The organism is Streptomyces sp. NBC_00490, from assembly GCF_036013645.1.
Taxonomy (GTDB): domain Bacteria; phylum Actinomycetota; class Actinomycetes; order Streptomycetales; family Streptomycetaceae; genus Streptomyces; species Streptomyces canus_F.
Window position 1 is genome coordinate 6,261,266 of sequence record NZ_CP107869.1, and the last position, 25,212, is coordinate 6,286,477.

26 protein-coding genes, 1 pseudogene and 1 riboswitch are annotated in these 25,212 nt (G+C 71.4%); of the genes and pseudogenes, 17 read left to right on the forward strand and 10 right to left on the reverse strand.

Going from position 1 to position 25,212, the window contains the following annotated elements; all coding sequences use genetic code 11:
• Positions 1-23: 23 nt before the first annotated feature.
• The 5 genes from OG381_RS28605 (at position 24) to OG381_RS28625 (ending at position 5,981) form a co-directional block, all read left to right on the forward strand.
• Positions 24-1,547, forward strand: a complete 1,524-nt coding sequence (locus OG381_RS28605; protein WP_327718942.1) for a GMC family oxidoreductase — start codon at positions 24-26, stop codon at positions 1,545-1,547.
• Positions 1,547-2,626 (forward strand): quaternary amine ABC transporter ATP-binding protein, encoded by a 1,080-nt coding sequence (locus OG381_RS28610; RefSeq protein WP_327718944.1) that lies wholly within the window; start codon positions 1,547-1,549, stop codon positions 2,624-2,626. The genes OG381_RS28605 and OG381_RS28610 overlap by 1 nt, the downstream gene beginning before the upstream one ends.
• On the forward strand, positions 2,626-4,560 hold the full coding sequence (locus OG381_RS28615; protein WP_327718946.1) for an ABC transporter permease: 1,935 nt from the start codon (positions 2,626-2,628) through the stop codon (positions 4,558-4,560). The genes OG381_RS28610 and OG381_RS28615 overlap by 1 nt, the downstream gene beginning before the upstream one ends.
• 1 nt (position 4,561) lies before the next feature.
• Positions 4,562-5,518 carry an ABC transporter substrate-binding protein gene (locus tag OG381_RS28620; protein WP_327718947.1) on the forward strand — a complete coding sequence of 319 codons (957 nt, stop codon included), beginning with the start codon at positions 4,562-4,564 and terminating at the stop codon, positions 5,516-5,518.
• 88 nt (positions 5,519-5,606) lie between these two features.
• Positions 5,607-5,981: a hypothetical protein gene (locus tag OG381_RS28625; RefSeq protein ID WP_327718948.1), complete on the forward strand. Its 375-nt coding sequence runs from the start codon at positions 5,607-5,609 to the stop codon at positions 5,979-5,981.
• Between the two features lie 47 nt (positions 5,982-6,028).
• Here OG381_RS28625 and OG381_RS28630 read toward each other — a convergent pair whose 3' ends face one another.
• From OG381_RS28630 to OG381_RS28640, 3 genes are read right to left on the reverse strand one after another with little or no spacing between them, the layout of a single operon-like run.
• Positions 6,029-6,745: an isocitrate lyase/PEP mutase family protein gene (locus OG381_RS28630; protein ID WP_327718949.1), complete on the reverse strand. Its 717-nt coding sequence runs from the start codon at positions 6,743-6,745 to the stop codon at positions 6,029-6,031.
• A complete protein-coding gene (locus tag OG381_RS28635; protein WP_327718951.1) occupies positions 6,742-7,188 on the reverse strand; it encodes a carboxymuconolactone decarboxylase family protein in 447 nt (148 codons plus the stop codon). Before OG381_RS28635 ends, OG381_RS28630 begins: the two co-directional genes overlap by 4 nt.
• The gene (locus OG381_RS28640) at positions 7,185-7,694 is read right to left on the reverse strand and encodes a carboxymuconolactone decarboxylase family protein (RefSeq protein WP_327718953.1); all 510 of its coding nucleotides are present in this window, start codon (positions 7,692-7,694) and stop codon (positions 7,185-7,187) included. The genes OG381_RS28635 and OG381_RS28640 overlap by 4 nt, the downstream gene beginning before the upstream one ends.
• A gap of 47 nt (positions 7,695-7,741) precedes the next feature.
• Here OG381_RS28640 and pdxR point away from each other — a divergent pair, with 47 nt between their 5' ends.
• Positions 7,742-9,127 (forward strand): MocR-like pyridoxine biosynthesis transcription factor PdxR, encoded by a 1,386-nt coding sequence (gene pdxR / locus OG381_RS28645; protein WP_327718955.1) that lies wholly within the window; start codon positions 7,742-7,744, stop codon positions 9,125-9,127.
• A 126-nt stretch (positions 9,128-9,253) separates the two neighbouring features.
• Here pdxR and OG381_RS28650 read toward each other — a convergent pair whose 3' ends face one another.
• Complete coding sequence (locus OG381_RS28650; protein WP_327722576.1) at positions 9,254-10,087, reverse strand: DMT family transporter; 834 nt, start codon at positions 10,085-10,087, stop codon at positions 9,254-9,256.
• A gap of 139 nt (positions 10,088-10,226) precedes the next feature.
• Between OG381_RS28650 and OG381_RS28655 the strand changes: the two genes are divergently transcribed.
• The 4 genes from OG381_RS28655 to OG381_RS28670 all read left to right on the forward strand — a co-directional run bounded on the left by OG381_RS28655 (position 10,227) and on the right by OG381_RS28670 (position 14,339).
• Positions 10,227-10,589 carry a hypothetical protein gene (locus tag OG381_RS28655; RefSeq protein WP_327718956.1) on the forward strand — a complete coding sequence of 121 codons (363 nt, stop codon included), beginning with the start codon at positions 10,227-10,229 and terminating at the stop codon, positions 10,587-10,589.
• A gap of 31 nt (positions 10,590-10,620) precedes the next feature.
• The gene (locus OG381_RS28660; protein WP_327718957.1) at positions 10,621-11,805 is read left to right on the forward strand and encodes a glutathionylspermidine synthase family protein; all 1,185 of its coding nucleotides are present in this window, start codon (positions 10,621-10,623) and stop codon (positions 11,803-11,805) included.
• Between the two features lie 44 nt (positions 11,806-11,849).
• Positions 11,850-12,665 carry a methyltransferase domain-containing protein gene (locus OG381_RS28665; protein WP_327718958.1) on the forward strand — a complete coding sequence of 272 codons (816 nt, stop codon included), beginning with the start codon at positions 11,850-11,852 and terminating at the stop codon, positions 12,663-12,665.
• Positions 12,666-12,756: 91 nt separating this feature from the next.
• Positions 12,757-12,846: riboswitch (ZMP/ZTP riboswitch) on the forward strand.
• Positions 12,847-12,887: 41 nt separating this feature from the next.
• On the forward strand, positions 12,888-14,339 hold the full coding sequence (locus OG381_RS28670) for a glycine hydroxymethyltransferase (RefSeq protein WP_327718959.1): 1,452 nt from the start codon (positions 12,888-12,890) through the stop codon (positions 14,337-14,339).
• A 209-nt stretch (positions 14,340-14,548) separates the two neighbouring features.
• Here OG381_RS28670 and OG381_RS28675 read toward each other — a convergent pair whose 3' ends face one another.
• The 3 genes from OG381_RS28675 to OG381_RS28685 form a co-directional block, all read right to left on the reverse strand.
• Positions 14,549-15,295: a hypothetical protein gene (locus OG381_RS28675; RefSeq protein WP_327718961.1), complete on the reverse strand. Its 747-nt coding sequence runs from the start codon at positions 15,293-15,295 to the stop codon at positions 14,549-14,551.
• A 106-nt stretch (positions 15,296-15,401) separates the two neighbouring features.
• Positions 15,402-16,370, reverse strand: a complete 969-nt coding sequence (locus tag OG381_RS28680; protein WP_327718962.1) for a hypothetical protein — start codon at positions 16,368-16,370, stop codon at positions 15,402-15,404.
• A complete protein-coding gene (locus OG381_RS28685; RefSeq protein ID WP_327718963.1) occupies positions 16,357-16,917 on the reverse strand; it encodes an RNA polymerase sigma factor in 561 nt (186 codons plus the stop codon). Before OG381_RS28685 ends, OG381_RS28680 begins: the two co-directional genes overlap by 14 nt.
• A 131-nt stretch (positions 16,918-17,048) precedes the next feature.
• Between OG381_RS28685 and trpS the strand changes: the two genes are divergently transcribed.
• Together trpS and OG381_RS28695 are read left to right on the forward strand one after the other, a co-directional pair.
• The gene (gene trpS, locus OG381_RS28690) at positions 17,049-18,062 is read left to right on the forward strand and encodes a tryptophan--tRNA ligase (RefSeq protein WP_307026832.1); all 1,014 of its coding nucleotides are present in this window, start codon (positions 17,049-17,051) and stop codon (positions 18,060-18,062) included.
• 138 nt (positions 18,063-18,200) lie between these two features.
• Positions 18,201-18,782, forward strand: coding sequence for a 2'-5' RNA ligase family protein (locus tag OG381_RS28695; RefSeq protein ID WP_327718964.1), 582 nt, complete (start codon positions 18,201-18,203; stop codon positions 18,780-18,782).
• Positions 18,783-18,807: 25 nt separating this feature from the next.
• On the opposite strand, the gene OG381_RS28700 is transcribed toward OG381_RS28695, so the two are convergent.
• Positions 18,808-19,563, reverse strand: a complete 756-nt coding sequence (locus tag OG381_RS28700; RefSeq protein WP_327718965.1) for a decaprenylphospho-beta-D-erythro-pentofuranosid-2-ulose 2-reductase — start codon at positions 19,561-19,563, stop codon at positions 18,808-18,810.
• Between the two features lie 50 nt (positions 19,564-19,613).
• Positions 19,614-20,963 (reverse strand): FAD-binding oxidoreductase, encoded by a 1,350-nt coding sequence (locus OG381_RS28705; RefSeq protein ID WP_327718966.1) that lies wholly within the window; start codon positions 20,961-20,963, stop codon positions 19,614-19,616.
• 143 nt (positions 20,964-21,106) lie between these two features.
• Here OG381_RS28705 and OG381_RS28710 point away from each other — a divergent pair, with 143 nt between their 5' ends.
• From OG381_RS28710 to OG381_RS28720, 4 genes and pseudogenes are all read left to right on the forward strand, one after another.
• A complete protein-coding gene (locus OG381_RS28710; protein ID WP_327718967.1) occupies positions 21,107-21,643 on the forward strand; it encodes a phosphatase PAP2 family protein in 537 nt (178 codons plus the stop codon).
• Positions 21,636-22,613 carry a decaprenyl-phosphate phosphoribosyltransferase gene (locus OG381_RS28715; RefSeq protein WP_327718968.1) on the forward strand — a complete coding sequence of 326 codons (978 nt, stop codon included), beginning with the start codon at positions 21,636-21,638 and terminating at the stop codon, positions 22,611-22,613. The genes OG381_RS28710 and OG381_RS28715 overlap by 8 nt, the downstream gene beginning before the upstream one ends.
• A 23-nt stretch (positions 22,614-22,636) precedes the next feature.
• Positions 22,637-22,729 (forward strand): annotated as a pseudogene (locus OG381_RS49675) (GtrA family protein); the annotation flags it as partial.
• Positions 22,717-23,622 carry a YihY/virulence factor BrkB family protein gene (locus OG381_RS28720; RefSeq protein WP_327718970.1) on the forward strand — a complete coding sequence of 302 codons (906 nt, stop codon included), beginning with the start codon at positions 22,717-22,719 and terminating at the stop codon, positions 23,620-23,622. The pseudogene OG381_RS49675 and the gene OG381_RS28720, both read left to right, overlap by 13 nt.
• On the opposite strand, the gene OG381_RS28725 is transcribed toward OG381_RS28720, so the two are convergent.
• A complete protein-coding gene (locus OG381_RS28725; protein ID WP_327718971.1) occupies positions 23,576-24,877 on the reverse strand; it encodes a D-alanyl-D-alanine carboxypeptidase family protein in 1,302 nt (433 codons plus the stop codon). The genes OG381_RS28720 and OG381_RS28725 overlap by 47 nt on opposite strands.
• A gap of 91 nt (positions 24,878-24,968) precedes the next feature.
• On the opposite strand from OG381_RS28725, the gene OG381_RS28730 reads away from it, so the two are divergent.
• Positions 24,969-25,211, forward strand: coding sequence for an SCO4848 family membrane protein (locus OG381_RS28730; RefSeq protein ID WP_266888822.1), 243 nt, complete (start codon positions 24,969-24,971; stop codon positions 25,209-25,211).
• The last annotated feature ends 1 nt before the right edge of the window (position 25,212 follow it).

Sequence of the window (25,212 nt, forward strand, 5' to 3'; positions counted from 1 at the left end):
CCGCACGTCCCTGGAGTACCCCCATGCACCAACATGAATACGACTATGTGATCGTCGGCGGTGGTACCGCCGGTTCCGTCATAGCCTCCCGCCTCACCGAGAACCCCGATGTCACCGTCGCCGTCATCGAGGGCGGCCCCAGCGACGTGGGCCGCGACGACGTCCTCACCCTGCGCCGCTGGATGGGCCTGCTCGGCGGTGACCTGGACTACGACTACCCGACAGTGGAGCAGCCACGCGGCAATTCCCACATCCGGCACAGCCGGGCCCGCGTCCTCGGCGGCTGCTCCTCCCACAACACGCTGATCGCCTTCAAGCCGCTGCCGTCCGACTTCGACGAGTGGGAGGCGAACGGCGCCAAGGGCTGGGGCGCGGTACCCATGGAGGCGTACTACGCGCGCCTCCTCAACAACATCGTCCCGGTCGACGAGAAGGACCGGAACGCCATCGCCCGCGACTTCGTCGACGCGGCCCAGGCCGCGACCGGTGTCCCGCGCGTCGAGGGCTTCAACCGCAAGCCCTTCGACGACGGCGTCGGCTTCTTCGACCTCGCCTACCACCCCGAGAACAACAAGCGGTCCTCGGCGTCCGTGGCGTATCTGCACCCGGTGATGGACGAGCGCCCCAACCTGACGATCCTTCTGGAGACCTGGGCGTACAAGCTCGACCTGGACGGCACACGCGCACAGGGCGTCCACGTGCGGGCCGCGGACGGCGAGGAGTTCGTCGTCCGGGCCCGTCGCGAGGTCGTGCTGTGCGCGGGCGCCGTCGACTCGCCGCGCCTGCTGCTGCACTCCGGCATCGGCCCCCGCGAGGACCTCGAGGCGCTCGGCATCCCCGTCGTCCAGGACCTGCCCGGCGTCGGCGAGAACCTCCTCGACCACCCCGAGTCGGTGATCGTCTGGGAGACCCACGGGCCCATCCCGGAGAACTCCGCGATGGACTCCGACGCGGGCCTGTTCGTCCGCCGCGACCCCGACCACGCGGGCCCGGACCTGATGTTCCACTTCTACCAGGTCCCCTTCACCGACAACCCGGAACGTCTGGGCTACGAACGGCCCGCGTACGGCGTCTCGATGACCCCGAACATCCCCAAGCCCAAGAGCCGCGGACGCCTGTACCTGACCAGCGCCGACCCGTCCGAGAAGCCCGCCCTCGACTTCCGGTACTTCACCGACGAGGACGACTACGACGGCCGCACGCTGGTCGACGGCATCCGCATCGCCCGTGAGATCGCGAAGACCGAGCCGCTGGCGGGCTGGCTCAAGCGTGAGGTGTGCCCCGGGCCGGCCGTCGTCGGCGACGAGGAGCTCAGCGAGTACGCCCGCAAGGTCGCCCACACCGTGTACCACCCGGCGGGAACGTGCCGTATGGGCGCCGCCGACGACGAACTGGCCGTAGTGGACCCGGAGTTGCGGATCCGCGGCCTGGACGGCATCCGCATCGCGGATGCCTCGGTCTTCCCGACGATGACCGCAGTGAACCCGATGATCGGAGTGCTGATGGTCGGCGAGAGGGCCGTGGACCTGATCGGAGGCGGTGCGTGATGAGTACGGCTACGAGTACGACGCAGACTTCGAGCACGACGGCCGAGAACCCGGTGTTCTCCGTCGACGGCCTGTGGAAGGTCTTCGGCCCGAAGGCGGACCGGATCCCCGAGGACCCGGAGCTCAGGGGGCTGGCCCCCGCCGAGCTCCGCGCCCGCACCGGCTGCACGGCCGCCGTCCAGGACGTCTCCTTCGACGTCCGCAAGGGCGAGGTCTTCGTGGTGATGGGGCTCTCGGGTTCTGGCAAGTCCACGCTGGTCCGCTGTCTGACCCGCCTCATCGAACCGACGGCCGGCACCATCGCCATCGACGGCGAGGACGTCCGCGCCATGGACAAGTCCCGCCTGCGCGAACTGCGCCGCCACCGCGCCGCGATGGTCTTCCAGCACTTCGGCCTGCTCCCGCACCGCACGGTCCTCGACAACGTGGCGTACGGCCTGGAGATCCAGGGCGTCGGCAAGGCGGAGCGCCGGGCGCGAGCGGCGGACGTCGTGGCCAAGGTCGGCCTGGAGGGAATGGAACAGCGCCGGCCGAGCCAGCTCTCGGGCGGTCAACAGCAGCGCGTCGGGCTGGCCCGCGCGCTCGCCGCCGACCCCCAGGTCCTGCTGTTCGACGAGCCGTTCAGCGCCCTCGACCCCCTGATCCGCCGGGACATGCAGGAGGAGGTCGTCCGCCTCCACCGTGAGGAGGGCCGCACGATGGTCTTCATCACGCACGACCTGAACGAGGCGCTGAAACTGGGCGACCGCATCGCGCTGATGCGCGACGGCCGCGTCGTCCAGCTCGGCACCCCGGAGGAGATCGTGGGGTCACCGGCCGACGACTACGTCCGCGAGTTCGTCCGGGACGTGCCGCGCGAGCAGGTGATGACGGTCCGTACGGCGATGCGGACCGCGTCGGCCGCGGAGCAGGGCAACGGCCCGGCCGTCGCGCCGGACGCCACGGTCTCGGAGGCCATCGAGGCGGTCGCGCGGGCAGGGGCTCCGGCCCGGGTCGTCGACAAGGGCCGGTGTGTCGGGGTGGTGGACTCGGACGCACTGCTCGGGGTGGTGGCCGGGACCGCCAAGGAGGCGGTCTGATGGCTACGATCACCGCTGCCGTCCCCCGTACGGTCCCCGCCGTCCTGCGGCACCGCGCGGTCCACAAACTCGTGCTGCTCGCCGCGGTCGCCGCGATCCTCGTCCCGCTGGCGAACGCCCGCTGGGCGAGCGGCACCTGGCCCGACGCCCTCACCGTCGACTTCACCGGCCCGCTGACCACGGCCAGCGACTGGATCGTCGACAACCGGGACAGCCACCCGCTGTTCCTCTACTTCTTCGGCCACGTCAGCAACGCGGTCGTCCTCGGCGTCCGTGCCGTCTACCTGGTGCTGCTGGGAGTGGGCTGGGCCGGCGTCACGGCGATCGGCGCCCTCGTCGCCTGGCGGGTCGCCGGCATCAGGCTCGCCCTCGGCACCGCCGCCGCGTTCCTCGCCTGCGGTCTGCTCGGCATGTGGGTGCCGACGATGCAGACCCTCGCCCTGATGGTCGTGGCCGTCCTCGCCTCGGTCGTCGTGGGCGCCTTCCTCGGACTCGCCGCGGGCCTCTCCGACCGCATGGACCGCGCCCTGCGCCCGGTCCTGGACACCATGCAGGTGCTCCCGGCGTACGCCTACCTCCTCCCCGTCGTCATGATCTTCGGCATGGGCGTCCCCGCGGCCGTCCTCGCCACCGTCGTCTACGCCGCCCCGCCCATGGCCCGGCTCACCGCCCTCGGCCTGCGCGGCGCCGACAAGGAGGTCCTGGAAGCGGTCGACTCGCTCGGCGCCACCGCACGGCAGCGCCTGCTGACAGCCCGTATCCCGCTGGCCCGCAAGGAGCTCCTCCTCGGCCTCAACCAGACGATCATGATGGCCCTGTCGATGGCGGTCATCGCGTCGGTCATCGGCGCCGGCGGCCTCGGTGACCGCGTCTACCAGGCGCTCGCGTCGGTCGACGTCGGTGCGGCGCTCGCGGCGGGCATCCCGATCGTGCTGCTCGCCGTCGTACTGGACCGGGTGACGGCGGCCGCCGGAGACGGCACCGAGGGCTCCGGCCGCAGGGGCTGGGCATACGCCTTCGCCGCCGCGCTCGCCGTGGCCGTGGCCGGACGTCTCATGGGCCGCCTCGACTGGCCCGACGCGTGGGTCGTCCAGATCGCCCAGCCCGTCAACCGTGCCGTCGACTGGATGACCGCCCACCTCTACTCCGGTGTCCCCGTCGTCGGCGGCACCGCCGACTGGGCCGCCCACTTCACCACCTGGGTCCTGAACCCGCTCCGGGAGGGCCTGCAGTGGCTGCCCTGGTGGTCGGTGCTGCTCGTGGTCGCCACCCTGGCCTGGCTGATCGGCACCTGGCGCACCGCGCTCACCGCGGTCCTCGCCATGGCCGCGATCGGCGTGCTCGGCGTGTGGGAGCCGTCCCTGGACACGCTCTCCCAGGTCCTCGCCGCCGTCGCCGTCACGCTCGTCATCGGCTTCGCGACCGGCATCGCGGCCGCCCGCAGCGACCGTGTCGAACGGCTGCTCCGGCCCGTCCTGGACGTCTTCCAGACGATGCCGCAGTTCGTGTACCTGATCCCGGTGGTGGCCCTCTTCGGCGTGGGCCGCGCACCCGCGGTCGCCGCGGCCGTCGTCTACGCGCTGCCCGCCGTCGTCCGCATCACCACCCAGGGGCTGCGGCAGGTCGACCCGGCCGCGCTGGAGTCCTCGAGCTCGCTCGGCGCCACCCCCTGGCAGCAACTCCGTCAGGTCCAGCTCCCGCTCGCCCGCCCGGCGTTGCTGCTCGCCGTCAACCAGGGCGTGGTCCTGGTCCTCGCCGTCGTCATCATCGGCGGCCTGGTCGGTGGCGGTGCGCTCGGCTACGACGCCGTCTTCGGCCTCGCCCAGGGCGATCTGGCGACCGGCCTGGTGGCCGGCGCGGCCATCGTCTGCCTCGGCCTGATGCTCGACCGGGTGACCCAGCCGACGGAACGCCGCGCGAAGAAGGGAGCGTGACATGCGCGTACGTACGACTGCCGTAGTGGCCGGTGCCGCTTCCCTGCTGTTGCTGACCGGCTGCGGTGCCGCCGACATGACCCAGCAGGCCTCGCCCTTCGCCAACGCGCAGGGTGCCAAGACCGTGACCCTGTCCGTGCAGTCCTGGGTGGGCGCGCAGGCCAACGTGGCCGTCGCGCAGTACCTGCTGGAGCACGAACTCGGCTACCGCGTGGACACCGTGCAGGTCGACGAGGTCCCCGCCTGGGACGCGCTCAGTCAGGGCCGCGTCGACGCGATCATGGAGGACTGGGGCCACCCCGAGCAGGAACAGCGCTACGTCAAGGACAAGAAGACGATCGTCAACGGCGGCGGTCTCGGGGTCACCGGGCACATCGGCTGGTACGTCCCGACGTACTTCGCCAAGGCGCACCCGGACGTCACCGACTGGAAGAACCTGAACAAGTACGCCGCACAGATGCGCACCGCGGAGAGCGGCGGCAAGGGCCAGCTGATGGACGGCTCGCCCTCCTACGTCACCAACGACAAGGCGCTGGTGACCAACCTGAAGCTGGACTACCAGGTCGTGTTCGCCGGTTCCGAGGCCGCGCAGATCACCCAGATCAAGCAGTTCGCCAAGGAGAAGAAGCCCTTCCTCACCTACTGGTACTCACCGCAGTGGCTCTTCAAGAAGGTCCCCATGACCGAGGTGAAGCTGCCCGCCTACAAGGAGGGCTGTGACGCCGACCCGGAGAAGGTCGCCTGCGCCTATCCGCACACCCCGCTGCAGAAGTACCTCAACGCCGACTTCGCCCGGAGCAGCGGCAAGGCGGCGGCCTTCCTGAAGAAGTTCAAGTGGACGACCGAGGACCAGAACGAGGTCTCCCTGATGATCGCCGAACAGAAGCTGACACCCGAGGAGGCGGCGAAGAAGTGGGTGGCCGGCCATGAGTCCACCTGGCAGGCATGGATCGCGTAAGAAGATCCACTGGGAATGGTGGTGAACCGCCACCTTACGGGCGAAAGCGATTTTGTCGCTTCCCGTGCCGTCTGGTGGGCTGAGGCGCATGAAGAAGATCACGCATCTCACCCTGGCGGCGCTCACCACCCTCTCCCTCGTCGGACTGGCCGCGCCGTCCGCGGATGCCGCCACCAAGTGGACGTGCAGCGGCAGGCTGACGGCGCGGTGCATCACCAAGTCGGGCACCAAGGCCAAGGTCAAGTTCTCGAACACGACCTCCAGGTCTGCCAAGGGCACGTTCGGCATCACCTGCTACGGCCCCGACGGCCAGAGCGCCAAGGTCTACAAGGACGGCACGATCCCCGGCTACGACACCTTCACCACGGCGTGGCGCCAGTGCCCGAGGGGGCTGCGCACCGGCGCCTTCGGCTGGCAGATGAGCAACGGCAAGGTCTACTACACGGCGTCGCTCACCTTCTAGCCGCCGGGCGCGCCGGGGCATGCCCCTGCCCGGTCACCTCTGCCCGGTCACCTCATCTCCGCGGCCAGCTCCGCGAGGATCTCGGACGAGCGCCGCTGCAGGCCCGGCCCGAACGTGACCCGGGTGGCGCCCCGTTCGCCGAGTTCGGCGGGGGAGGGGCCGTTGCCGACCCGCGCGATCACGTTGATCGGCCCGTGGATCCCGGCTCGCAGCAACGGCAGCACCTTCGGCGGGGCGCCGATCGGATACACGCAGTCGGCCCCCGCCGCGGTGTACAACGCCGCCCGCTCGATGGTCGGTTCGGGATCCTCGACCCCGCGCACGAACGTATCGATGCGGGCGTTGACGAACAGCGCGTCCCCGGCCGCGTACCGCACCTCGGCGAGCCACTCGGCGTGCTGGTGCGGGTCCTTGAGGACACCCCCGTTGGAGTCCTCAAGGTTGCAGCCCACGGCACCCGCCTCCAGCAGCCGCTCCACCAGCTCCTTCGGAGCCATCCCGTACCCGCCCTCGACGTCCGCGGACACCGGAACGTCCACGGCCCGGGCGATCCGCGCCACCGCCGCGAACATCTCGTCGGCCGGCGTCGCCCCGTCCTCGTATCCGAGGGCGGCGGCGACCCCCGCGCTGGGTGTCGCGAGCGCCGGATGACCGGCTTCGGCGAAGACGCGGGCGCTGGCCGCGTCCCAGGGACCCGGCAGGACGAGCGGATCGTCCTGGGCCGGGCGGCGGTGCAGCCTGCGGAAGATCTCGACCTTGCTCATGCTGTGTGGCCCCCCGGCGGGATACGGCGGCTCACCATCACCCGGTTCCAGTTGTTGATGGCGACGATCAGACCCATGAGATGGGCGAGCCCGCTGTCGTCGAAGTGCTTGGCGGCCCGCTCGTACACCTCGTCCGGAACGAACCCGTCCGTCAGGACGGTCACCGCCTCCGTCAGCGCCAGCGCGGCCCGCTCCCGCTCGTCGTAGACGTCCTCCGCCTCCTCCCACGCCGCCAGCAGGTCCAACTTGCGCTCGCTCACCCCGTGTTCACGGGCGATCCGCAGATGCATGTCGAGACAGAACGCGCAGTGGTTGAGCTGCGAGGCCCGGATCACCACCAGTTCGGCCAGCGCGGGGTCCCCGAGCCCCTTCTTCGCGGCGGCGCTGAGCGCGGACATGGCCTGCCCCACGCCCGGGTCCAACAGCCGCGTACGCCCCGTCACTTGTTCCCCGGCTGGTAGTGCCCCGGCACCAGCCGGCAGGTCACCCCGAAACGGTTCCACGCGTTGATGACGGCGATCGCCGCGATCAACTGCGCCAGCTCGGCCTCCGTGAAATGTTCGGCGGCCCGCTCGTACACCTCGTCCGGAACGAACCCGTCCGTCAGGACGGTCACCGCCTCCGTCAGCGCCAGCGCGGCGAGCTCCTGCCCGGTGTAGAAGTGCTCCGACTCCTCCCACGCGCTCAGCTGGACGATCCGCTCGACGCTCTCGCCCGCCGCGAACGCCTCCTTGCTGTGCATGTCGACACAGAGCGCGCAGTGGTTGATCTGGGAGGCGCGGACCTTCACCAGCTCCAGCAGCTTCGGGTCCAGACCCTTCCGGGCGGCGGCGTCGAGGCGGACCATCGCCTTGAAGACCTCGGGAGCCTGCTCGGCCCAGTTCAGCCGGGGAGCGTGTTCAGGGGCGTACTCCACGGTCGTCGGACGGTCATCGGTGTGCGTCGTCATAACGGCGACACTATGCGTGAGGCTGCCCACGGGTATGGTCCATTTCCATGCCGAAAACCTGGGCCACTCTGGGCGTCGACCTCCACCTGGAACCCACCGGCCCCGGCCTGCGCCGAGGCCTGACCGACGCCCTGCGCGAGGCCGTCCGCACCGGCCGTCTCGCCCCGGGCACCCGGCTGCCCTCCTCCCGCTCCCTCGCCGCCGACCTCGGCATCGCCCGCAACACGGTCGCCGACGCCTACACCGACCTGGTCGCCGAAGGCTGGCTCACCTCGAAACAGGGCTCCGGCACCCGGGTGGCGGACCGCGCGGTGATCCCGCCGTCGGGCACCGGACCCGGCCGCCGCGCATCGCACCGCCCCGCCCACGACTTCCGCCCCGGCACCCCCGACCTCACCGCCTTCCCCCGCGGCGAGTGGCTCAAGGCCGCCCGCCGCGCCCTCCTCGCCGCCCCCCACTACACCCTCGGCTACGGCGACCCGCGCGGCAGCGTCGAACTGCGCACCGCCCTCGCCGGCTACCTCGCCCGCGTGCGAGGCGTCCGCACGGACCCTGACCGCATCATCGTCACCGCCGGCTGCGCCCACGGCCTCCGCATCCTCGGCACGGTCCTGCGGGCACGCGGCGTCCGGTCGGTCGCGGTGGAGTCCTACGGCCTGGACGTGCACTGGAACCAGCTGACGGCCGCGGACCTGCGCGCCGAGGCGCTGCCCTACGACGAACTGGGCACGGACCCGGGCGGGTCGGCCGGGGCCGGGGCCGTCCTCCTCACCCCCGCCCACCAGTTCCCGATGGGCCTGCCCCTGCACCGGGACCGGCGGACCGCGGTCGTCGACTGGGCGCGACGCACCGGAGGCCTGGTCCTGGAGGACGACTACGACGGGGAGTTCCGCTACGACCGCCAGCCGGTCGGCGCGCTCCAGGGCCTCGACCCGGACCACGTCGTCTACCTCGGCACGGCCAGCAAGTCCCTGGCCCCCGGCCTCCGACTGGCCTGGATGGTCCTCCCACCGGCACTGGCGGAGGCGGCCGCGGAGGCGAAGGGCAAGGTCGACACCTGCGGAGTGCTGGACCAGCTGACCCTGGCCGAGTTCATCGTCTCCGGCTCCTACGACCGCCACGTCCGCGCCTCCCGCCTGCGCTACCGGCGCCGCCGGGACGCCCTGGTCGCGGCCCTGGCCCTGCACGCCCCCGACGTCCACGTCACCGGCATCGCGGCCGGCCTCCACGCCGTCCTCCGCCTCCCGCCCGGCACCGAACAGTCCGTCGTCCAGTCCGCCGCCTGGCAGGGCGTCGCCCTCCACGGCCTGTCCTACTTCCGCCACCCGAAGGCGGTGACAGAGCCACTGGACGCCCTGGTGGTGGGGTACGGGGCACCGTCGGACCGAGCGTGGCCGGGTGCGCTGGAGGCGCTGTGCAGGGTGATGCCATAGCCGTGAGCTCCACCCCTCGGTCTTCGGCCCCTCGTTCTTCGGCTCCGTCGGCAGCAGCTCCTGGGGACGGGAACGGGTAAGGGCGGCGGGGGCGGAAATCCGGGCCACCGCAACCACAACGACCCGTCACACGCCGACCGACTCCCCCTCCACCGGCGCCTCCCCGAACCGCGCCAGCCCCAACGCCCCCACCACCGCGACCAGGAACCCCAGCACCGCCAGCCACCCCAGCCCTTCCCGCGTACGGTCCCCCAGCCACACCACCCCCACCAGCGCGGGCCACACCGTCTCCCCGATCACCATCGCGGCGGTCGCCGCCGTCACCGACCCCCGCTGCAGCGCCGACGTCAGACACAGGAACGCCGCGCCCCCACCCAGCAGCAGGGCGTACGTCGCCGGATTCACGAGCAGCTCCGACGGCGCGAGCGAGTCGATCAACCGCACCGCCACCTCGACCACCCCGAACCCGAACCCGGCCCCCAGCCCGAGCAGCGACCCCCGCCCCCGCTCCGGCAGCCGCCCGCCAACGAGCCCGAGCAGCAGCACACCCACGGCGACAGCGAGCATCACGTACTTCAACGCCTCCGGCCCCTCCAGATCCCCCTCCGTCCCCGACGCGACCCCCAGCATCGCGAGCCCGGCACACACCACCCCCACCGCACCCCACTCCGCCCGGCTCAACCGCACCCGCAGCAACCGCGCCGCGACCACCGCGGTCACGGCGAGACTCGACGCCAACGCCGCCCCGACCGCATAGATCGGCACCGACCGCAGCGCCGCGATCTGCAACAGGAACCCCACCCCGTCCAGCCCCAGCCCCGCCAGATACCGCCACTGCCGCACCGCCCGCAGCAGCAGCGCCGCCTCCCCACCGCCCCCGCTGCCCGCCGCCCGCGCGGCAACCGCCTGCAACACCGTCGCGGTACCGAAACAGACCGCCGCACCAAGCGCACACACCATCCCAAAGAGCACAAAGCGACTGTAGGGGAGGGGGTGCGACAGGCGGGGTGCCTGCGTGACGCTTATTACCGATCTCTAGGCTGACCGCCGGACAACCCAGAGCCGAACCACCGGCGACGAACAACGGGGAGACGCGAAAATGGCGGAGACACGGCGGCGGCTGCGCTCGAGCACGGTCGTGCTCGGCGGCATGGGAGTCGTCGCGGCGGCACTCACGTCCTGCGGCTCGGAACCCGACCGCCGCTGCGTCGACCGCGACAGCTACACCTACGAGGGCTACAAGGTCGTCGCCGACAAGAACTGCGACTCCGGCAGCTCCAGTTCCTCCTCGTACGGCAAGAACGGCAAGAAGAAGACCGGCAGGACCGGCACCGTCGACGCCGCCTGGTACTACGACGCCGACGTCAGCTCCGGCCACGCCGACTACGGCACCTTCAGCAAGAGCGAGGCCGTGGACCGCGGCGGCTTCGGCTGCTCCAGCGGCGGCAGCGGCGGCGGCTGAGCGGCCGCCGGACGACGAGCGGACGCAGACCATGGAACGCCGCACCACCGAACCCCGCCCCGGCTGGCAGCGGACCGTCGAGGAACAGGGGCTCATCTATCCCCTCACCCGCTACCCCGACGACTCGCTGCGCCCCTACTGGGACGAGAGCGCGTACTACGTCTTCTCCCTCGACGAGGTCGAGGCGCTGGAGGAGGTCGTCGAGGAACTCCACCTCATGTGCCTGCGGGCGGCGGACCACATCGTCACGACCGGCCGCTTCGCCGATCTCGGTATCACCGACCCGCGCGTCGCGGGCGCGGTCGCCGAGGCCTGGCGCCGCCGCGCCGAACTCCCTTCCGTCTACGGCCGCTTCGACCTCCGCTACGACGGCACCGGCCCGGCCAAGCTCCTGGAGTACAACGCCGACACCCCCACCTCCCTCGTCGAGGCCGCCTCCCCCCAGTGGTTCTGGATGGAGGAGCGCTTCCCCGGCGCCGACCAGTGGAACTCCCTCCACGAGCGCCTCATCGCCGCGTGGAAGAAACAGGCCACGCTGCTCCCGCCCGGCAGCCCCCTGTACTTCGCGTACTCCTCGGCCGACGAACTCGGCGAGGACCTCATGACGGTCGCCTATCTCCAGGAGACCGCCGAGCAGGCCGGCCTGGACACCGCCTGGATCTCCATGGAGGAGATCGGCTGGGACCCCCTGTCCAGCCGCTTCGTCGACAAGCAACTCCGGTTCATCCGCAGCTGCTTCAAGCTCTACCCCTGGGAGTGGCTGACCACCGACCGCTTCGCCGACCACGTCCTCGACACCCTCGACAACGGCGGCGGCACGGGCAGCACCCTGTGGATCGAGCCCGCCTGGAAGATGCTGCTGAGCAACAAGGCGCTCCTGGCGATCCTCTGGGAGCTGTACCCGGGCCACCCCAACCTCCTCCCCGCATACCTGGACGGGCCACGGGAGTTGGCCGATTCCCAGGGGTACGTCGCCAAGCCCCTGCTGGGCCGCGAGGGCGCCGGCGTGACGATCCACGAACCCGGCGCCGTGCCCGTTGAGCGCGAAGAACCCTGCTGCTACCAGGAGTTGTCCCTCCTGCCGGACTTCGACGGCAACCGTGTCGTCCTCGGCGCCTGGGTCGTCGAGAACGAGTCCGCGGGCCTCGGCATCCGCGAGTCGTCCGGACCGGTGACTGACGCATACGCGCGCTTCCTGCCCCACGTGATCCTCTGACGCGACAGAATGATCGACCCGTGACGAACGGAGAGGGGCGATCGGTGAGCGACACGGCCACGGTGGAGAACGGATACGTCTTCGACCCGTCCTGGGAGCGCGAGCACAGCCGGCTCAGCGCGCTGGAGGAGATCTACGACAGCCAGAGCCGGCACCGGCTCACCGAGCTGGGAGTCGCCGAGGGCTGGCGATGTCTGGAGGTGGGCTGCGGCGCCGGCAGCATCGCCCGCTGGCTGGCCCGGCAGGTCGGCGCCGCGGGGCGGGTGCTCGCCGTCGACCTCGACACACGCTTCGCCGCGGCCCACACCTTGTCCAACCTGGAGGTGCGCCGGCACGACATCCTCGCGGACCGGCTCCCCGACGCCCCCTTCGACCTCGTGCACGCACGGGCCGTGGTGGAACACCTCTCCGACCGTGACGAGGCGCTGCGGCGCATGGTCGCCGCGACCCGGCCCGGAGGCTGGGTGGTCGTGGAGGACTTCGACATCGACGGGCCGATGTACCCGGCCGCCGCCCGCTACTACCCGCCTCAGTACATGGAGGTGGCCGAACGCCTCGGACGCGCGCTGCGGGCCGCCTTCGGCGCCGCGGGGGTGGACCCCGGCACCGGCCGACGCCTGCCGCAGGCCCTGACGGACGCCGGGCTGACCGAGGTCGGGGCGGAGGTCTACGCGCCCGTCCTGACCGGCGGCTCCGCGGCCTTCTTCCCTCTCACCCTGCGATCCCTGCGGCCACGGCTCCTGGAGACGGGCGAGGTGAGCGACGCGGACATCGAGGAGGTGATCACCCTGACGAAGCTCCAGGGAAGCACCTACATCCCCAACTTCATGGTCCTCGCCTGGGGCCGCAAGCCGTCCTGACCCGGCCTGCCGCAGGGGCCCGGAGCAGGGTGATTCCTCGCTCGCATGGTGGACGCGGGCCCTCCCGCGTCCGGGCCGGCCGGTAGGGTGGCCGACGGGCCGTGACTGGCGCGCTGGGATGGGACGGACCATCGGGGAGCGGCCCGTGTGTGACCGAGTGCCGTGCGCCTGGGCCGAACCGTGAATCGTGACCGCAACCGCCACGCCATCCGGAGGCCGCACATGTCGGACCAGCAGCCCCTCTCCACCGAGTCCACCGCCTTCCGCGCCGCCCTCGACGTGATCCGTGCCGTCGAGCCGCGCGTCGCCGACGCCATCGGCCAGGAGGTCCACGATCAGCGCGAGATGCTCAAGCTGATCGCCTCCGAGAACTACGCCTCCCCGGCCACCCTCCTCGCGATGGGCAACTGGTTCAGCGACAAGTACGCCGAGGGCACCATCGGCCGCCGCTTCTACGCCGGCTGCCGCAACGTCGACACCGTGGAGTCGCTCGCCGCCGAGCACGCCAGGGAGCTCTTCGGCGCCCGCCACGCCTACGTCCAGCCGCACTCCGGCATCGACGCCAACCTCGTCGCCTTCTGGTCCGTCCTCGCCGACCGCGTCGAGGTCCCCTTCCTGGCGAAGGCGGGCGCCCGCCAGGTCAACGACCTCACCGACGCCGACTGGGCCGAACTCCGTCAGGCCTTCGGCAACCAGCGCATGCTCGGCATGTCCCTGGACGCCGGCGGCCACCTCACCCACGGCTTCCGCCCCAACATCTCCGGCAAGATGTTCGACCAGCGCTCCTACGGCACGGACCCGGCCACCGGGCTGATCGACTACGAGGCGCTGCGGGTGTCCGCCCGTGAGTTCAAGCCGCTCATCATCGTCGCCGGCTACTCCGCCTACCCCCGGCTGGTGAACTTCCGCATCATGCGCGAGATCGCCGACGAGGTCGGGGCGACCCTGATGGTGGACATGGCGCACTTCGCCGGCCTGGTGGCGGGCAAGGTGCTGACCGGCGACTTCGACCCGGTCCCGCACGCCCAGATCGTCACCACCACCACCCACAAGTCGCTGCGCGGCCCGCGCGGCGGCATGGTCCTGTGCGACGACTCCCTCAAGGACCAGGTCGACCGCGGCTGCCCGATGGTCCTCGGCGGCCCGCTCCCGCACGTCATGGCCGCGAAGGCGGTGGCGCTGGCCGAGGCCCGCCAGCCCTCCTTCCAGGACTACGCCCAGCGCATCGTCGACAACTCCCGCGCCCTCGCCGAGGGTCTGATGCGACGCGGCGCCACCCTCGTCACCGGCGGCACCGACAACCACCTCAACCTGATCGACGTCGCCTCCTCCTACGGCCTCACCGGCCGCCAGGCCGAGGCCGCCCTCCTCGACTCCGGCATCGTCACCAATCGCAACGCGATCCCGGCCGACCCCAACGGCGCCTGGTACACCTCCGGCATCCGCATCGGCACCCCCGCCCTCACCACCCGTGGTCTGGGCACCGCCGAGATGGACGAGGTCGCCGGCCTCATCGACCGTGTCCTGACCACCACCGAGCCGGGCACCACCAAGTCGGGCGCCCCCTCCAAGGCGGCCCACATCCTCGACGCCAAGGTCGCGGAGGAGATCTCCCACCGCGCCACCGACCTCGTGGCCGGCTTCCCGCTCTACCCCGAGATCGACCTGGGCTGACCAACGCTCTTTTGAGTTGTCAAAGACCGGCGACTCTCACGGATCGGTCGGATCAGTCAGATCGATCAGCTCGACGAGTTCCTGACGTGGCTCCTCCCGCGGCGGTCCGGCTCCCTGCCGGCCCGCCGCGCGGCGTTTCAGCGGCCCCCGTCGACCCCGGTCGCGACCCCGACGACCGGCCCCACCCCCGGGACCCCGGAAGCAAGCCCTCACACATCCCGCAGTTCCTGCCGAGGCCCCGGCTCCCGCACCCTCCGCCGTCGCAGCGCCGGCACCTCCGGCAGCCGCGTGGCGAAAGGCCGCAGCACCAGCGCCAGCACCGCCCCGGCCGCGAGGCCCGGCAGCGCCCACCACCAGTCGGCGCCGTCTCCCGATCCGGGCCGCTGGGCCGGGGCCGCCGCGGGCGCCGACTCGGTGGCCTTGGTCGGCTCCGTGCCGTACATGTCCCAGGGCGGTGGGTAATCCACCGAGTAGTCACCGTCGGCGGCCTCGCCCATCACGCCCAGCTTCTCGAGGAGCCCGCGGAGGACGGCCGGCTGTTCGGCGCGGTGCCAGGTGCCGTTCGTCGACGCGTCCAGATTCGCCGCCGTGTGTATCCAGACCGCCGCGGAGTCCACCGCCGGATGGACCCGGTCGACCCGCCACGGCGTCACGTCGTGCAGCATCCAGGTGACATTGATCTGTGGGCTGGCGGCCAGGTCGGCCTCGGGCGGCTTGTCCGCCGTGCCCGCGCCCGGTTCGCCGAGAAGCCGCTGCAACTCGCCGTACTTCGTGTCGGAGTGGTAGAGCGAGGCCGTCTCCGTACTCTCCGGCGAGACGATCAGCACGCTCGTCGGCCCACCGGCCGAAGCGGGCCCGGCGCCCCACAGGGCCAGTCCGAGCGCGGCCGCCACCGCCCCTGCCAGCGCCCCGAGTCGACGCCGCCCACCCCTCCAACCGCTCGTCCGCCTGTGCATCAGAACCCCCTACCAGCCGCTGCGGTACGGCCCGCCCCCGTCTCTGCGAGCCGTGTGTCACTTCTGGTACACCGCCCGGCCCGCCGGGGTTCCCACCCCGACCGCACTATTTCGGGGACTTCTCCAGCGACTTCGCGATCTCCACCGCCCGCGTCCGTGACGCCACGCCCTCCAGCCGCAGCGTCACGTCCTCGGTGCCCGTCCCATGGCTCCACAACAGGGTCGGCCCGGCGGTCCGCTCGGTGCGGGTGTATCGCTCCCCGCCCGCGTCCACCAGCCAGAAGCTCAGCAGGTGGGGGCGCGGAAACCACAGAGCCGTGTCGTTCGCCCCGCCGAAATCCTCGGGGTCGGCGCCCAGGGAGATCCACTCCGGCTGCTCGCGCACGGTCTTGGTGAAGGCGATGTCCAGTCCGGCCGCGAACTGGTCCAGCCGGATCGTCCTCCCCCGCTCACGCCAGCACAGGGCGACCACGGTCCGCCCCCGCGGCTCCGCGGTCACCGTCACCGCGTCCGGGCTGCCGAGCGTGTCCGGAACCAGCGGCGCGAACCCGGCCCGCCGCTCGGCCTGCGCGAGGGACACCGAGCGGCCGCAGCCGGGCACCTCGGCGCCGGGCGAGGGCGTCGCCGACGGGTCGTACCGCACCTCGACCCCGGCGAAGCCGAACCAGTCGTAGACCGCGGCCCGCACCGGCGGGGTGAGCACGAGCACCGTCAGCAGGCCGCACAGCGCCGCGCTCAGGGAGCGCCACCGCATCCGCGTCCAGCGCCGGACCGCGGTGAGCCGCTCACGGACGGGTGGCGGCTCGGCCACCGGGACCGGCACCTGCTCGGCGAGTATCTGCCCGAGCACCCGCTCGACCATGGTCTCGGAGCCGACGGGTCCGCCGCCCTCGTCGCCCCCGGGCGCGTCCAGTGACCTGCCCAGCGCCCGCAGCTCCTCCGGCAGCCGGGAATCACCGCCCCGCGACGCCCGCCCACGGCCACGTCCCCACGGACCCGGACCCCGGCCACCGGCGCCCTCGGGCCCGCGGCCGCCCTCACCGCCGTACGGCTCTCGCCTCTCACTCACGCTCATCACCCCCTTCCCGAGGCTTGAAATCCGGCAGCAGCCGACTCAGTTTCCGCAGCGCGCGGTTCAGCCGGGACTTCACCGTGCCCCGGGGCCAGCCCAGCGCCTGGGCGGTCTCGGACTCGTCCATCTCCAGCAGATAGCGGTAGGTGACGACCAGGCGATGCTCCTCGCTCAGCTTCTCCAGGGCGGACAGCAGGGCCGCGCGGCGCTCCGTCTCCAGGGTCGCCACCGCCGGGTCCGCCGCTTCCGGTATCAGCGGCTCGGCCTCCACGAACGCCGCCTCGCGGCCGGCGAGCGTGCGCTGGCGGGCCGCCGTACGCACTGTGTTCCTCGTCTCATTGGTCACGATCGACAGCAGCCACGGCCTGAACGACGCGCCGTCCTTGAACCGGCCCAGCGCGCAGTACGCCTTGACGAAGGCCTGCTGCACCACGTCCTCCGCGTCCGCACCCGCCCCCAGTGCCGCGGCCGCCCGCAGCGCGATGCCCGTGTGGGCGCGCACCAGCTCCGCGTACGCCTCCGGCTCCCCGGCGCGTACCCGTGCGATCACCGCGGCCTCATCGACGATGCGGCCCCCCTCCCGCGTTCTCACACCCTTGTTACACCGCAGGAGACGGATCGGTTCCCATCTGTTTCCGACCGGTCCCGGATCGGGGGCCGACACCTGAGAGAATGGTGAGCATGGCCTCTGATCGTCCCCGCGTGCTCTCCGGAATCCAGCCCACCGCAGGCTCGTTCCACCTCGGCAACTACCTCGGCGCCGTCCGCCAGTGGGTGGCCCTGCAGGAGTCCCACGACGCGTTCTACATGGTCGTCGACCTGCACGCGATCACGATTCCGCAGGACCCGGCGGAGCTGCGGGCGAACACCCGCCTGGCCGCCGCCCAGCTGCTGGCCGCCGGCCTCGACCCCGAGCGCTGCACGCTGTTCGTCCAGAGCCATGTCCCCGAGCACGCCCAGCTCGCCTGGGTCATGAACTGCTTCACCGGCTTCGGTGAGGCCTCCCGTATGACCCAGTTCAAGGACAAGTCCGCCAAGCAGGGCGCGGAGCGGGCCTCCGTCGGCCTCTTCACCTACCCGATCCTCCAGGTCGCGGACATCCTGCTCTACCAGGCCAACGAGGTCCCGGTCGGCGAGGACCAGCGCCAGCACATCGAGCTCACCCGCGACCTCGCCACGCGCTTCAACGGCCGTTTCGGCGAGACCTTCACGCTTCCGAAGCCGTACATCCTCAAGGAGACGGCGAAGATCTACGACCTTCAGGACCCGTCGATCAAGATGAGCAAGTCGGCGTCCACGCCGAAGGGCCTGATCAACCTCCTCGACGAGCCGAAGACCACCGCCAAGAAGGTCAAGAGCGCGGTCACCGACACCGACACCGTCATCCGCTTCGACGCCGAGAACAAGCCCGGTGTCAGCAACCTGCTCGGCATCTACTCGACCCTGACGGGTACGGGAATCGCGGAACTGGAGCAGAAGTACGAGGGCAAGGGCTACGGTGCGCTCAAGACGGACCTCGCCGAGGTCATGGTCGAGTTCGTGACGCCGTTCCGGGAGCGCACCCAGCAGTATCTGGACGACCCGGAGACGCTGGACTCGATCCTGGCCAAGGGTGCCGAGAAGGCGCGCGCGGTGGCCGCGGAGACGCTGGCACAGGCCTATGACCGGGTCGGCTTTCTGCCCGCCAAGCACTGAGGCGTAGGCCCGCACACACGTACCACTGGACAGAGCGCTGCACATCACTACGGTTGCGCCTGCCCACAACACAGCCGTGGCCGTACAGTCGATAGCCGTACGGCCGGGACGAACCCGACAGGAAGACAGGGAGACGACGTGGGGACCGTAACGATCGGCGTGTCGATCGCGGTCCCGGAGCCTCACGGCAGCCTGCTCCAACAGCTGCGCGCGGGCTTCGGTGACGCCGCGGCTCACGGTATCCCCACGCATGTCACGCTGGTGCCGCCGACCGAGGTCGAGGACACCGCGCTCCCGGCCATCGAGGCGCATCTGACCGAGGTCGCCGCGGCGGGCCGGCCGTTCCCGATGAAGCTGTCCGGCACGGGTACCTTCCGGCCCGTGTCGCCGGTGGTGTTCGTCCAGGTCGCGGAGGGCGCCGAGGCCTGCACCTGGCTGCAGAAGCAGGTGCGTGACGCGTCCGGGCCGGTGGCGCGTGAGCTGCAGTTCCCGTACCACCCGCATGTGACCGTCGCCCACGGCATCGACGACGAGGCGATGGACCGGGCCTACGAAGAGCTCGGTGACTTCACCGCCGAGTGGCCCTGCACGGGCTTCGCTCTGTATGAGCAGGGCGCCGACGGAGTGTGGCGCAAGCTGCGCACGTACGCCTTCGGGGGAGCCGTCGTGCCGCCGCAGGGCTCGGCGCCCGCGGAGTCGCGCAGTTTCCCGCGCCCCTGAAGGGGCGCGTCCACCGCGCCGGGGCTCAGATCGGCAGCCTTCGGAACAGCTCTCGCGGTACGTGCCGCAGGGCCGACATCACCACGCGCAGCACCCCCGGCACCCACACCGTCTCCGAGCGGCGCCGCAGACCCAGTTCGATCGCCGTCGCCACCGCCTCCGGTGTCGTCGCCAGTGGTGCCTCCGGCAGGCCCGCCGTCATCTTCGACCGCACGAACCCGGGGCGTACGACCATGACGTGCACGCCGGTGCCGTGCAGCGCGTCGCCCAGGCCCTGGGTGAAGGCGTCGAGGCCGGCCTTGCTGGAGCCGTAGATGAAGTTCGAGCGACGGGCGCGTTCGCCGGCGACCGAGGAGAGGACCACCAGGGAGCCGTGGCCCTGGGCCTGCAACGCGCGCGCGGAGACCAGCGCGGCCGACACCCCGCCCGTGTAGTTGGTCTGCGCGACCCGCACCGCGCTCGACGGCTCGCGCTCGTCGTGCGCCTGGTCGCCGAGGATCCCGAAGGCGAGCAGCACCATGTCGATGTCGCCCTCCGCGAAGACCTTGCCGAGGACCGTCTCGTGGGACTCGGGGGCGAGCGCGTCGAAGGCGACGGTGTGTACGTCGGCCCCCAGTGCGCGCAGCTCGGCCGCGGACCGTTCCAGCGCGGGGGAGGGGCGGCCCGCCAGCCACACCGTGCGGCAGCGGCGGGCGACGAGGCGGCGCGCGGTGGCCAGCGCGATCTCGGACGTGCCGCCGAGGACGAGCAGGGACTGGGGGATGCCGAAGGCGTCCTTCACGACAGCAGCTCCTAGAGGTTGCCTGGGGTGAGCGGAAGTTGCCGGGATGGCTAGAGGGAGAGACGGCGCGACAGGTCCGAGACGAACACCGCGCGCGGGTCCAGCTCGGCGCGCAGCGCCCGGAAGTCGTCGAGGCGCGGGTACATCGCCGCGAGCAGCTCGGGCCGCAGCCGGGAGTCTTTGGCGAGGTAGACGCGGCCCCCGGCGGCGGCCACCTCCTCGTCCAGTTCGTCCAGGAGGGTGCCGAGGCCCGGCAGGCCCGCCGGGATGTCGAGGGCGAGCGTCCAGCCGGGCACCGGGAAGGAGAGCCAGCCCGGGTCGGCGTCGCCGAAGCGCTTGAGGACGGCCAGGAAGGAGGGGCAGCGGCGCTCCGAGACGCGGCGCACGATCCGGCGCAGGGTCTCCTCCTGGCCGTACCCGACGACGAACTGGTACTGCACGAGGCCGCCGCGGCCGTAGACGCGGTTCCAGTGGGGCACGCCGTCCAGGGGGTGGAAGAAGGCGGAGATGCTCTGGAGCTGCCCGGTACGCGCGCGTGGCGCCTTGCGGTACCAGAGCTCGTTGAACAGGCCCACGGTCGTCCGGGTGAGCAGGCCCTCCGGGAGGTGGGCGGGCATCGCCGGGAGCCGGGAGGTGCGGAGGGCCAACGGCTCTCTGCGCGCGCGGGTGCCGAGCGCCTCCAAGGGCGCGTGGTTGCCGCGGGTCAGCACCGCGCGCCCCGTCGCCGCACCGCGCGCGAGCAGGTCGATCCAGGCGACCGAGTAGCGGTACCGGTCGTCGGAGGCCGACAGACGGGCCATCAGGTCGTCCAGATCCCGGGCCCGTTCGGTGTCCACCGACATCAGCGCCGTCTCGACCGGCTGGAGCTGGACCGTCGCGGTCAGGACCACGCCCGTCAGACCCATGCCGCCCGTGGTCGCGTCGAACAGGGGCGTGCCGCGGCTCACCGTGCGGACCTCGCCGTCGGCGGTGAGGAGCTCGAAGGACAGGACGTGCCGGGAGAAGGCACCGCAGACGTGGTGGTTCTTGCCGTGGATGTCGGCGCCGATCGCTCCGCCGACCGTGACCTGGCGGGTGCCGGGCGTCACCGGTACGAACCAGCCCAGCGGCAGCAGCACCCGCATCAGCCGGTGCAGGGAGACGCCCGCGTCGCACAGCACGATGCCGTCGGCGGCGTCGATCACGTGGACGCGGTCCAGGCCCGTCATGTCGAGGACCGCTCCGCCGGCGTTCTGCGCGGCGTCCCCGTACGCCCGACCCAGGCCTCTGGCGATGCCTCCACGGGGTCCGCAGCCCCGGACGGCGGCCGCGGCCTCCTCGTAGGTCCGTGGGCGGATCAGGCGGGCCGTGGTGGGTGCCGTGCGGCCCCATCCCGTGACGGAAACGGTCTCGGCAGACATATAGATGACCGTATCGCCCTTAAGTGGGCGATTGATTCCTAAACCTCCCGGGACATTCGTCCTCTCCCCGAAATGGGTGATTAATGGGATGTCGCTCAATATTGCCGGAGTTATCGCGGTGCTGACGTGAACAGTGACTCCCCATGGACCGATTCGACGACCGCGACCGTCCCGACGCCCTCGACGGCATGGATCACCGCATCCTCGCGGCGTTCCGGGCGTGCGGTGCCGACCCGCGCGTCGGCGGTGCCGCGCGTGGCCTGTCCTGGGCCGGCGAGCACGGGGCGCTGTGGCTCGCGGTGGGTCTCGCGGGGGCCGCGGTGGACGGTGCGCGGCGCGGCGCCTGGCTGCGCGGAACAGCGCTCGTCGCCGGCGCGCACGTCCTCAGCATGGGCGTGAAAAGGGTGGTGCGGCGCCCGCGCCCCGCGCACGTCGAACCCCTCGTGGGCACCGCCGGCCGACACTCCTTCCCGAGCTCGCACGCGACCTCCGCGACCGCCGCCGCGGTCGCCTTCGGCGTCCTGGGGGCACGCGCCCTCCCGCCGCTCGCCGCCGCGATGTGCCTCTCACGTCTGGTCGTCGGAGTCCACCACCCCTCGGACGTCGCGGCGGGCGCGGCACTGGGAGCGCTCACGGCACGCGCCGGAGCGCGCTGGATGCGAGGCGGCGCGTGTGACTGAGACAGCGCCCCTCACCGACAGCGCGCCCTCCAAGAGCCCGGCGCTTCTGGAACAGCGCACGCCTCCACGCCACACCCCACCACCCCGCGACGGCTCCCTCCTGGGCGGCCTCGTCAGGACCGCGCGCCCCAAGCAGTGGGTCAAGAACATCCTTGTCATCGCCGCCCCGGCCGCGGCGGGGCAGCTCTTCACCGCACACGCCCTCACCCGACTCGCCCTCGTCTTCGCGCTGTTCACGGCCTGCGCCGCCGCCGTCTACCTGATCAACGACGCCCGCGACGCCGAGGCCGACCGCGCCCACCCCACCAAACGCCACCGCCCGGTCGCCGCCGGACGGGTCCCCGTGCCCCTCGCGTACGCCGTCGGAGGCGTCCTCGCCGCCCTCGCGCTCGCCGGAGCCGTCTGGCTCACCCCGCCCCTCGTCCCGGCCCTGCTGGCCGCCTACCTGGGTATGCAACTGGCCTACTGCGTCAGCCTTAAGCACGTCCTCGTCGTCGACCTCGTCCTGGTCGCGACCGGGTTCCTGATGCGGGCCATGGTCGGCGGGCTCGCGCTGGGCATCCCGCTGTCACGCTGGTTCCTGATCACGACCGGCTTCGGGGCCCTGTTCATGGTGGCGGCCAAGCGCTACTCGGAAGCGGTGCAGATGGCCGGGGAAGCGGGCGCCACGCGCGCGTTGCTGACCGAGTACACCACCGGATACCTGCGGTTCGTCTGGCAGTTGGCGGCGGGGGTCGCCGTCCTCGGGTACTGCCTGTGGGCGCTGGAGGAAGGCGGCACACACAGCAGTGTGCTGCCCTGGCGTCAGCTGTCCGTGGTCGCCTTCATCCTCGCCGTCCTGCGCTACGCCGTCTTCGCCGACCGCGGCACGGCGGGCGAACCCGAGGAGGTCGTCCTGGGCGACCGTGCCCTCGCCCTCATCGGCCTGGTGTGGCTCGCGATGTACGGGCTGGCGGTGACCCCTTGGTAGACGTCCGCGGAGAACTCCTCGGCATCGGCACCGCATCCGCCACTGTCCTGCGCTTTCGGGGTACTCGCACATGGGTGTTCCGCACCGAGGGGAGAGTCGGATCATGGACTGGCTGAAGAAACTCCCTGTGGTCGGGCCGGCGGTGGCCCGGCTGATGGCCACGCACGCGTGGCGGTCGTACGAGCGCCTGGACCGGGTCAAGTGGGCCCGGCTGGCCGCCGCGATGACGTTCATCAGCTTCATCGCTCTGTTCCCCCTGCTGACGGTGGCCGCCGCGGTCGCCGCCGCGACCCTCAGCACGGCGCAGCAGAAGGAACTGCAGGACAAGCTCGCCGACCAGGTGCCCGGCATCTCCGACCAGCTGGACATCGAGAGCCTGGTCGCGAACGCCGGCACCATCGGCCTCATCGCCGGCGCCGTCCTGCTGTTCACCGGCATCGGCTGGGTCGGCAACGTGCGCGAGTGTCTGCGCGCGGTGTGGGAGCTGCCGGACGAGGAGGGGAACCCGCTCCTGCGCAAGGGAAAGGACACGGGCGTGCTGTTCGGTCTCGGCGGCGCCCTGCTCGTCACGATCGCCGCGTCCGCCGTGGGCTCCGCCATGGTCGGCTGGATCAGCGACGAGATCGGCATCGACCGGGAGGGCTGGGGCGCGGTCCTGCTGCGGACCGCCGCGTTCCTGATCGCCGTACTCGCCGACTTCCTGCTGCTGCTCTACGTCCTCACCCTGCTGCCCGGCGTCCAGCCGACGCGCCGTCGGCTGCTGGTGGCGGCGCTGATCGGCGCGGTCGGGTTCGAACTGCTGAAGCTGCTGCTCAGCGGCTATATGCAGGGCGTGGCGTCGAAGAGCATGTACGGCGCCTTCGGCGTTCCCATCGCGCTGCTGCTGTGGATCAACTTCACGTCGAAGCTGGTGCTGTTCTGCGCCGCCTGGACGGCGACGCAGAGCAAGGAGGACGCGGACGTCAGTGCCGCCGACGTACCAGATCCGGCAGTGGCCACCGGCGGTTGACGAGGAACGCGCCCGCCGCCAGCAGCACCAGCACCCCACCGGCGATCGCCAGCGCGATACCGATGCCGCCCGAGCCGTGCTCGACGGCGGCTGCCATCGGCTTGCCGGAAGCCGGACCCGAAGGCGAGGCGGACGCCCCGCCCGCCTGGCCGCTGTCGTTCGCCCCGGCCGGGGCACTCGCCTCCGCGCCCTTCGGCGGCACCAGCTCACCCACCGGCTCGACCTTGCCCGCGGCCTTGAAGCCCCAGTCGAAGAGCTTGGCGGTCTCCTTGTAGACCTCGTTGTGCTCGTTCTTCTCCGGGTTCATGACCGTGACCAGCAGCACCTTGCCGCCCTGCTCGACGACGCCGGTGAAGGTGGCGCCGGCGTTGGTGGTGTTGCCGTTCTTCACGCCCGCGATGCCCGGGTAGACATCGACGTCGGAGTCGCCGGACAGCAGCCGGTTGGTGTTCTGGATCTCGAAGGACCCGCGGACCTTCTTGCCCTTCTTGTTCTTCTTGGTCTCGCCGGGGAACTTCGCGCTGACGGTCGAGGAGTACTCGCGGAAGTCCTTCTTCTGCAGCCCGGAGCGGGCGAACAGCGTCAGGTCGTACGCGCTCGACACCTGCCTCGGGGCGTCGTAGCCGTCCGGGCTGACCACGTTCGTGTCGAGGGCCTGGAGCTCCTCGGCGTGCTCGTTCATCTCCGCGACGGTGTTCTTCACGCCGCCGTTCATCGCGGACAGCACATGCACCGCGTCGTTGCCCGAGCGCAGGAAGACACCGAGCCACAGATCGTGGACCGTGTACGTCTCGTCCTCCTTTATCCCGACCATGCTGGAGCCGGCGCCGACGTCCGCCAGGTCCGCGGGGACGACCTTGTGCTCGGTGGTGCTGGGGAACTTCGGCAGGAGGGTGTCGGCGAACAGCATCTTCAGGGTGCTCGCCGGGGCCAGCCGCCAGTGCGCGTTGTGCGCGGCCAGCACGTCGCCGGACTCCGCGTCGGCCACGATCCACGACCGCGCGCTGATGTCCTTCGGCAGCACCGGCACCCCGCTCGCCAGATTGACCTGCGTTCCGGCCTGCCCGAGCCGGGCGCCGCCGACGGTCGACATCTTCGCGGGGGGAGTGGCCGACGGACTGGCCGAGGAAGAGGCCGAGGCGGACGGCTTCGGACCGGGGGCCGCGAAGGCGGGCGCGGTGGCCAGTGCGAAGGACGTCAGGGCGGCGGAAGTGACCAGCAGGGCGCGCCTGGCGGTCTTCTGAGGTGCGGACACGGTCGGAAACGTACATGCCGGGGGCTGGGAAGTCCCGCCGCCCGCCCCACCCCGGACGCGGAACCGGACACCCGGCGGAGATACTGGGCGTATGAAGCTCAGCCGCCCCGTCTCCTGGTTCCTGCTCGCCTTCGGGGTGTGGAGCTGGATCATCTGGATCACTTTCGTCAAGAATCTCGTCAAGGACGGCAGCGGGCTGGCGTTCGACGACGCGGGCGACCCGACCGCGTACTTCTGGGTGCACCTGCTGCTCGCCGTCGTTTCCTTCGTATTGGGGACGGTCGTCGGGGCCATCGGGTTGCGTGGAGTGCGCGCACTGCGCCAGACGTCATAAA

Coding starts and splice junctions, on each gene's coding strand:
- OG381_RS28730 (WP_266888822.1), top strand. CDS start 24,969: ATGAAGCTCAGCCGCCCCGTCTCCTGGTTCCTGCTCGCCTTCGGGGTG.
- OG381_RS28625 (WP_327718948.1), top strand. CDS start 5,607: ATGAAGAAGATCACGCATCTCACCCTGGCGGCGCTCACCACCCTCTCC.
- OG381_RS28655 (WP_327718956.1), top strand. CDS start 10,227: ATGGCGGAGACACGGCGGCGGCTGCGCTCGAGCACGGTCGTGCTCGGC.
- OG381_RS28710 (WP_327718967.1), top strand. CDS start 21,107: ATGGACCGATTCGACGACCGCGACCGTCCCGACGCCCTCGACGGCATG.
- OG381_RS28640 (WP_327718953.1), bottom strand. CDS start 7,694: ATGACGACGCACACCGATGACCGTCCGACGACCGTGGAGTACGCCCCT.
- OG381_RS28630 (WP_327718949.1), bottom strand. CDS start 6,745: ATGAGCAAGGTCGAGATCTTCCGCAGGCTGCACCGCCGCCCGGCCCAG.
- OG381_RS28670 (WP_327718959.1), top strand. CDS start 12,888: ATGTCGGACCAGCAGCCCCTCTCCACCGAGTCCACCGCCTTCCGCGCC.
- OG381_RS28650 (WP_327722576.1), bottom strand. CDS start 10,087: ATGGTGTGTGCGCTTGGTGCGGCGGTCTGTTTCGGTACCGCGACGGTG.
- OG381_RS28605 (WP_327718942.1), top strand. CDS start 24: ATGCACCAACATGAATACGACTATGTGATCGTCGGCGGTGGTACCGCC.
- trpS (WP_307026832.1), top strand. CDS start 17,049: ATGGCCTCTGATCGTCCCCGCGTGCTCTCCGGAATCCAGCCCACCGCA.
- OG381_RS28615 (WP_327718946.1), top strand. CDS start 2,626: ATGGCTACGATCACCGCTGCCGTCCCCCGTACGGTCCCCGCCGTCCTG.
- OG381_RS28610 (WP_327718944.1), top strand. CDS start 1,547: ATGAGTACGGCTACGAGTACGACGCAGACTTCGAGCACGACGGCCGAG.
- pdxR (WP_327718955.1), top strand. CDS start 7,742: ATGCCGAAAACCTGGGCCACTCTGGGCGTCGACCTCCACCTGGAACCC.
- OG381_RS28720 (WP_327718970.1), top strand. CDS start 22,717: ATGGACTGGCTGAAGAAACTCCCTGTGGTCGGGCCGGCGGTGGCCCGG.
- OG381_RS28705 (WP_327718966.1), bottom strand. CDS start 20,963: ATGTCTGCCGAGACCGTTTCCGTCACGGGATGGGGCCGCACGGCACCC.
- OG381_RS28680 (WP_327718962.1), bottom strand. CDS start 16,370: ATGAGCGTGAGTGAGAGGCGAGAGCCGTACGGCGGTGAGGGCGGCCGC.
- OG381_RS28660 (WP_327718957.1), top strand. CDS start 10,621: ATGGAACGCCGCACCACCGAACCCCGCCCCGGCTGGCAGCGGACCGTC.
- OG381_RS28620 (WP_327718947.1), top strand. CDS start 4,562: ATGCGCGTACGTACGACTGCCGTAGTGGCCGGTGCCGCTTCCCTGCTG.
- OG381_RS28675 (WP_327718961.1), bottom strand. CDS start 15,295: ATGCACAGGCGGACGAGCGGTTGGAGGGGTGGGCGGCGTCGACTCGGG.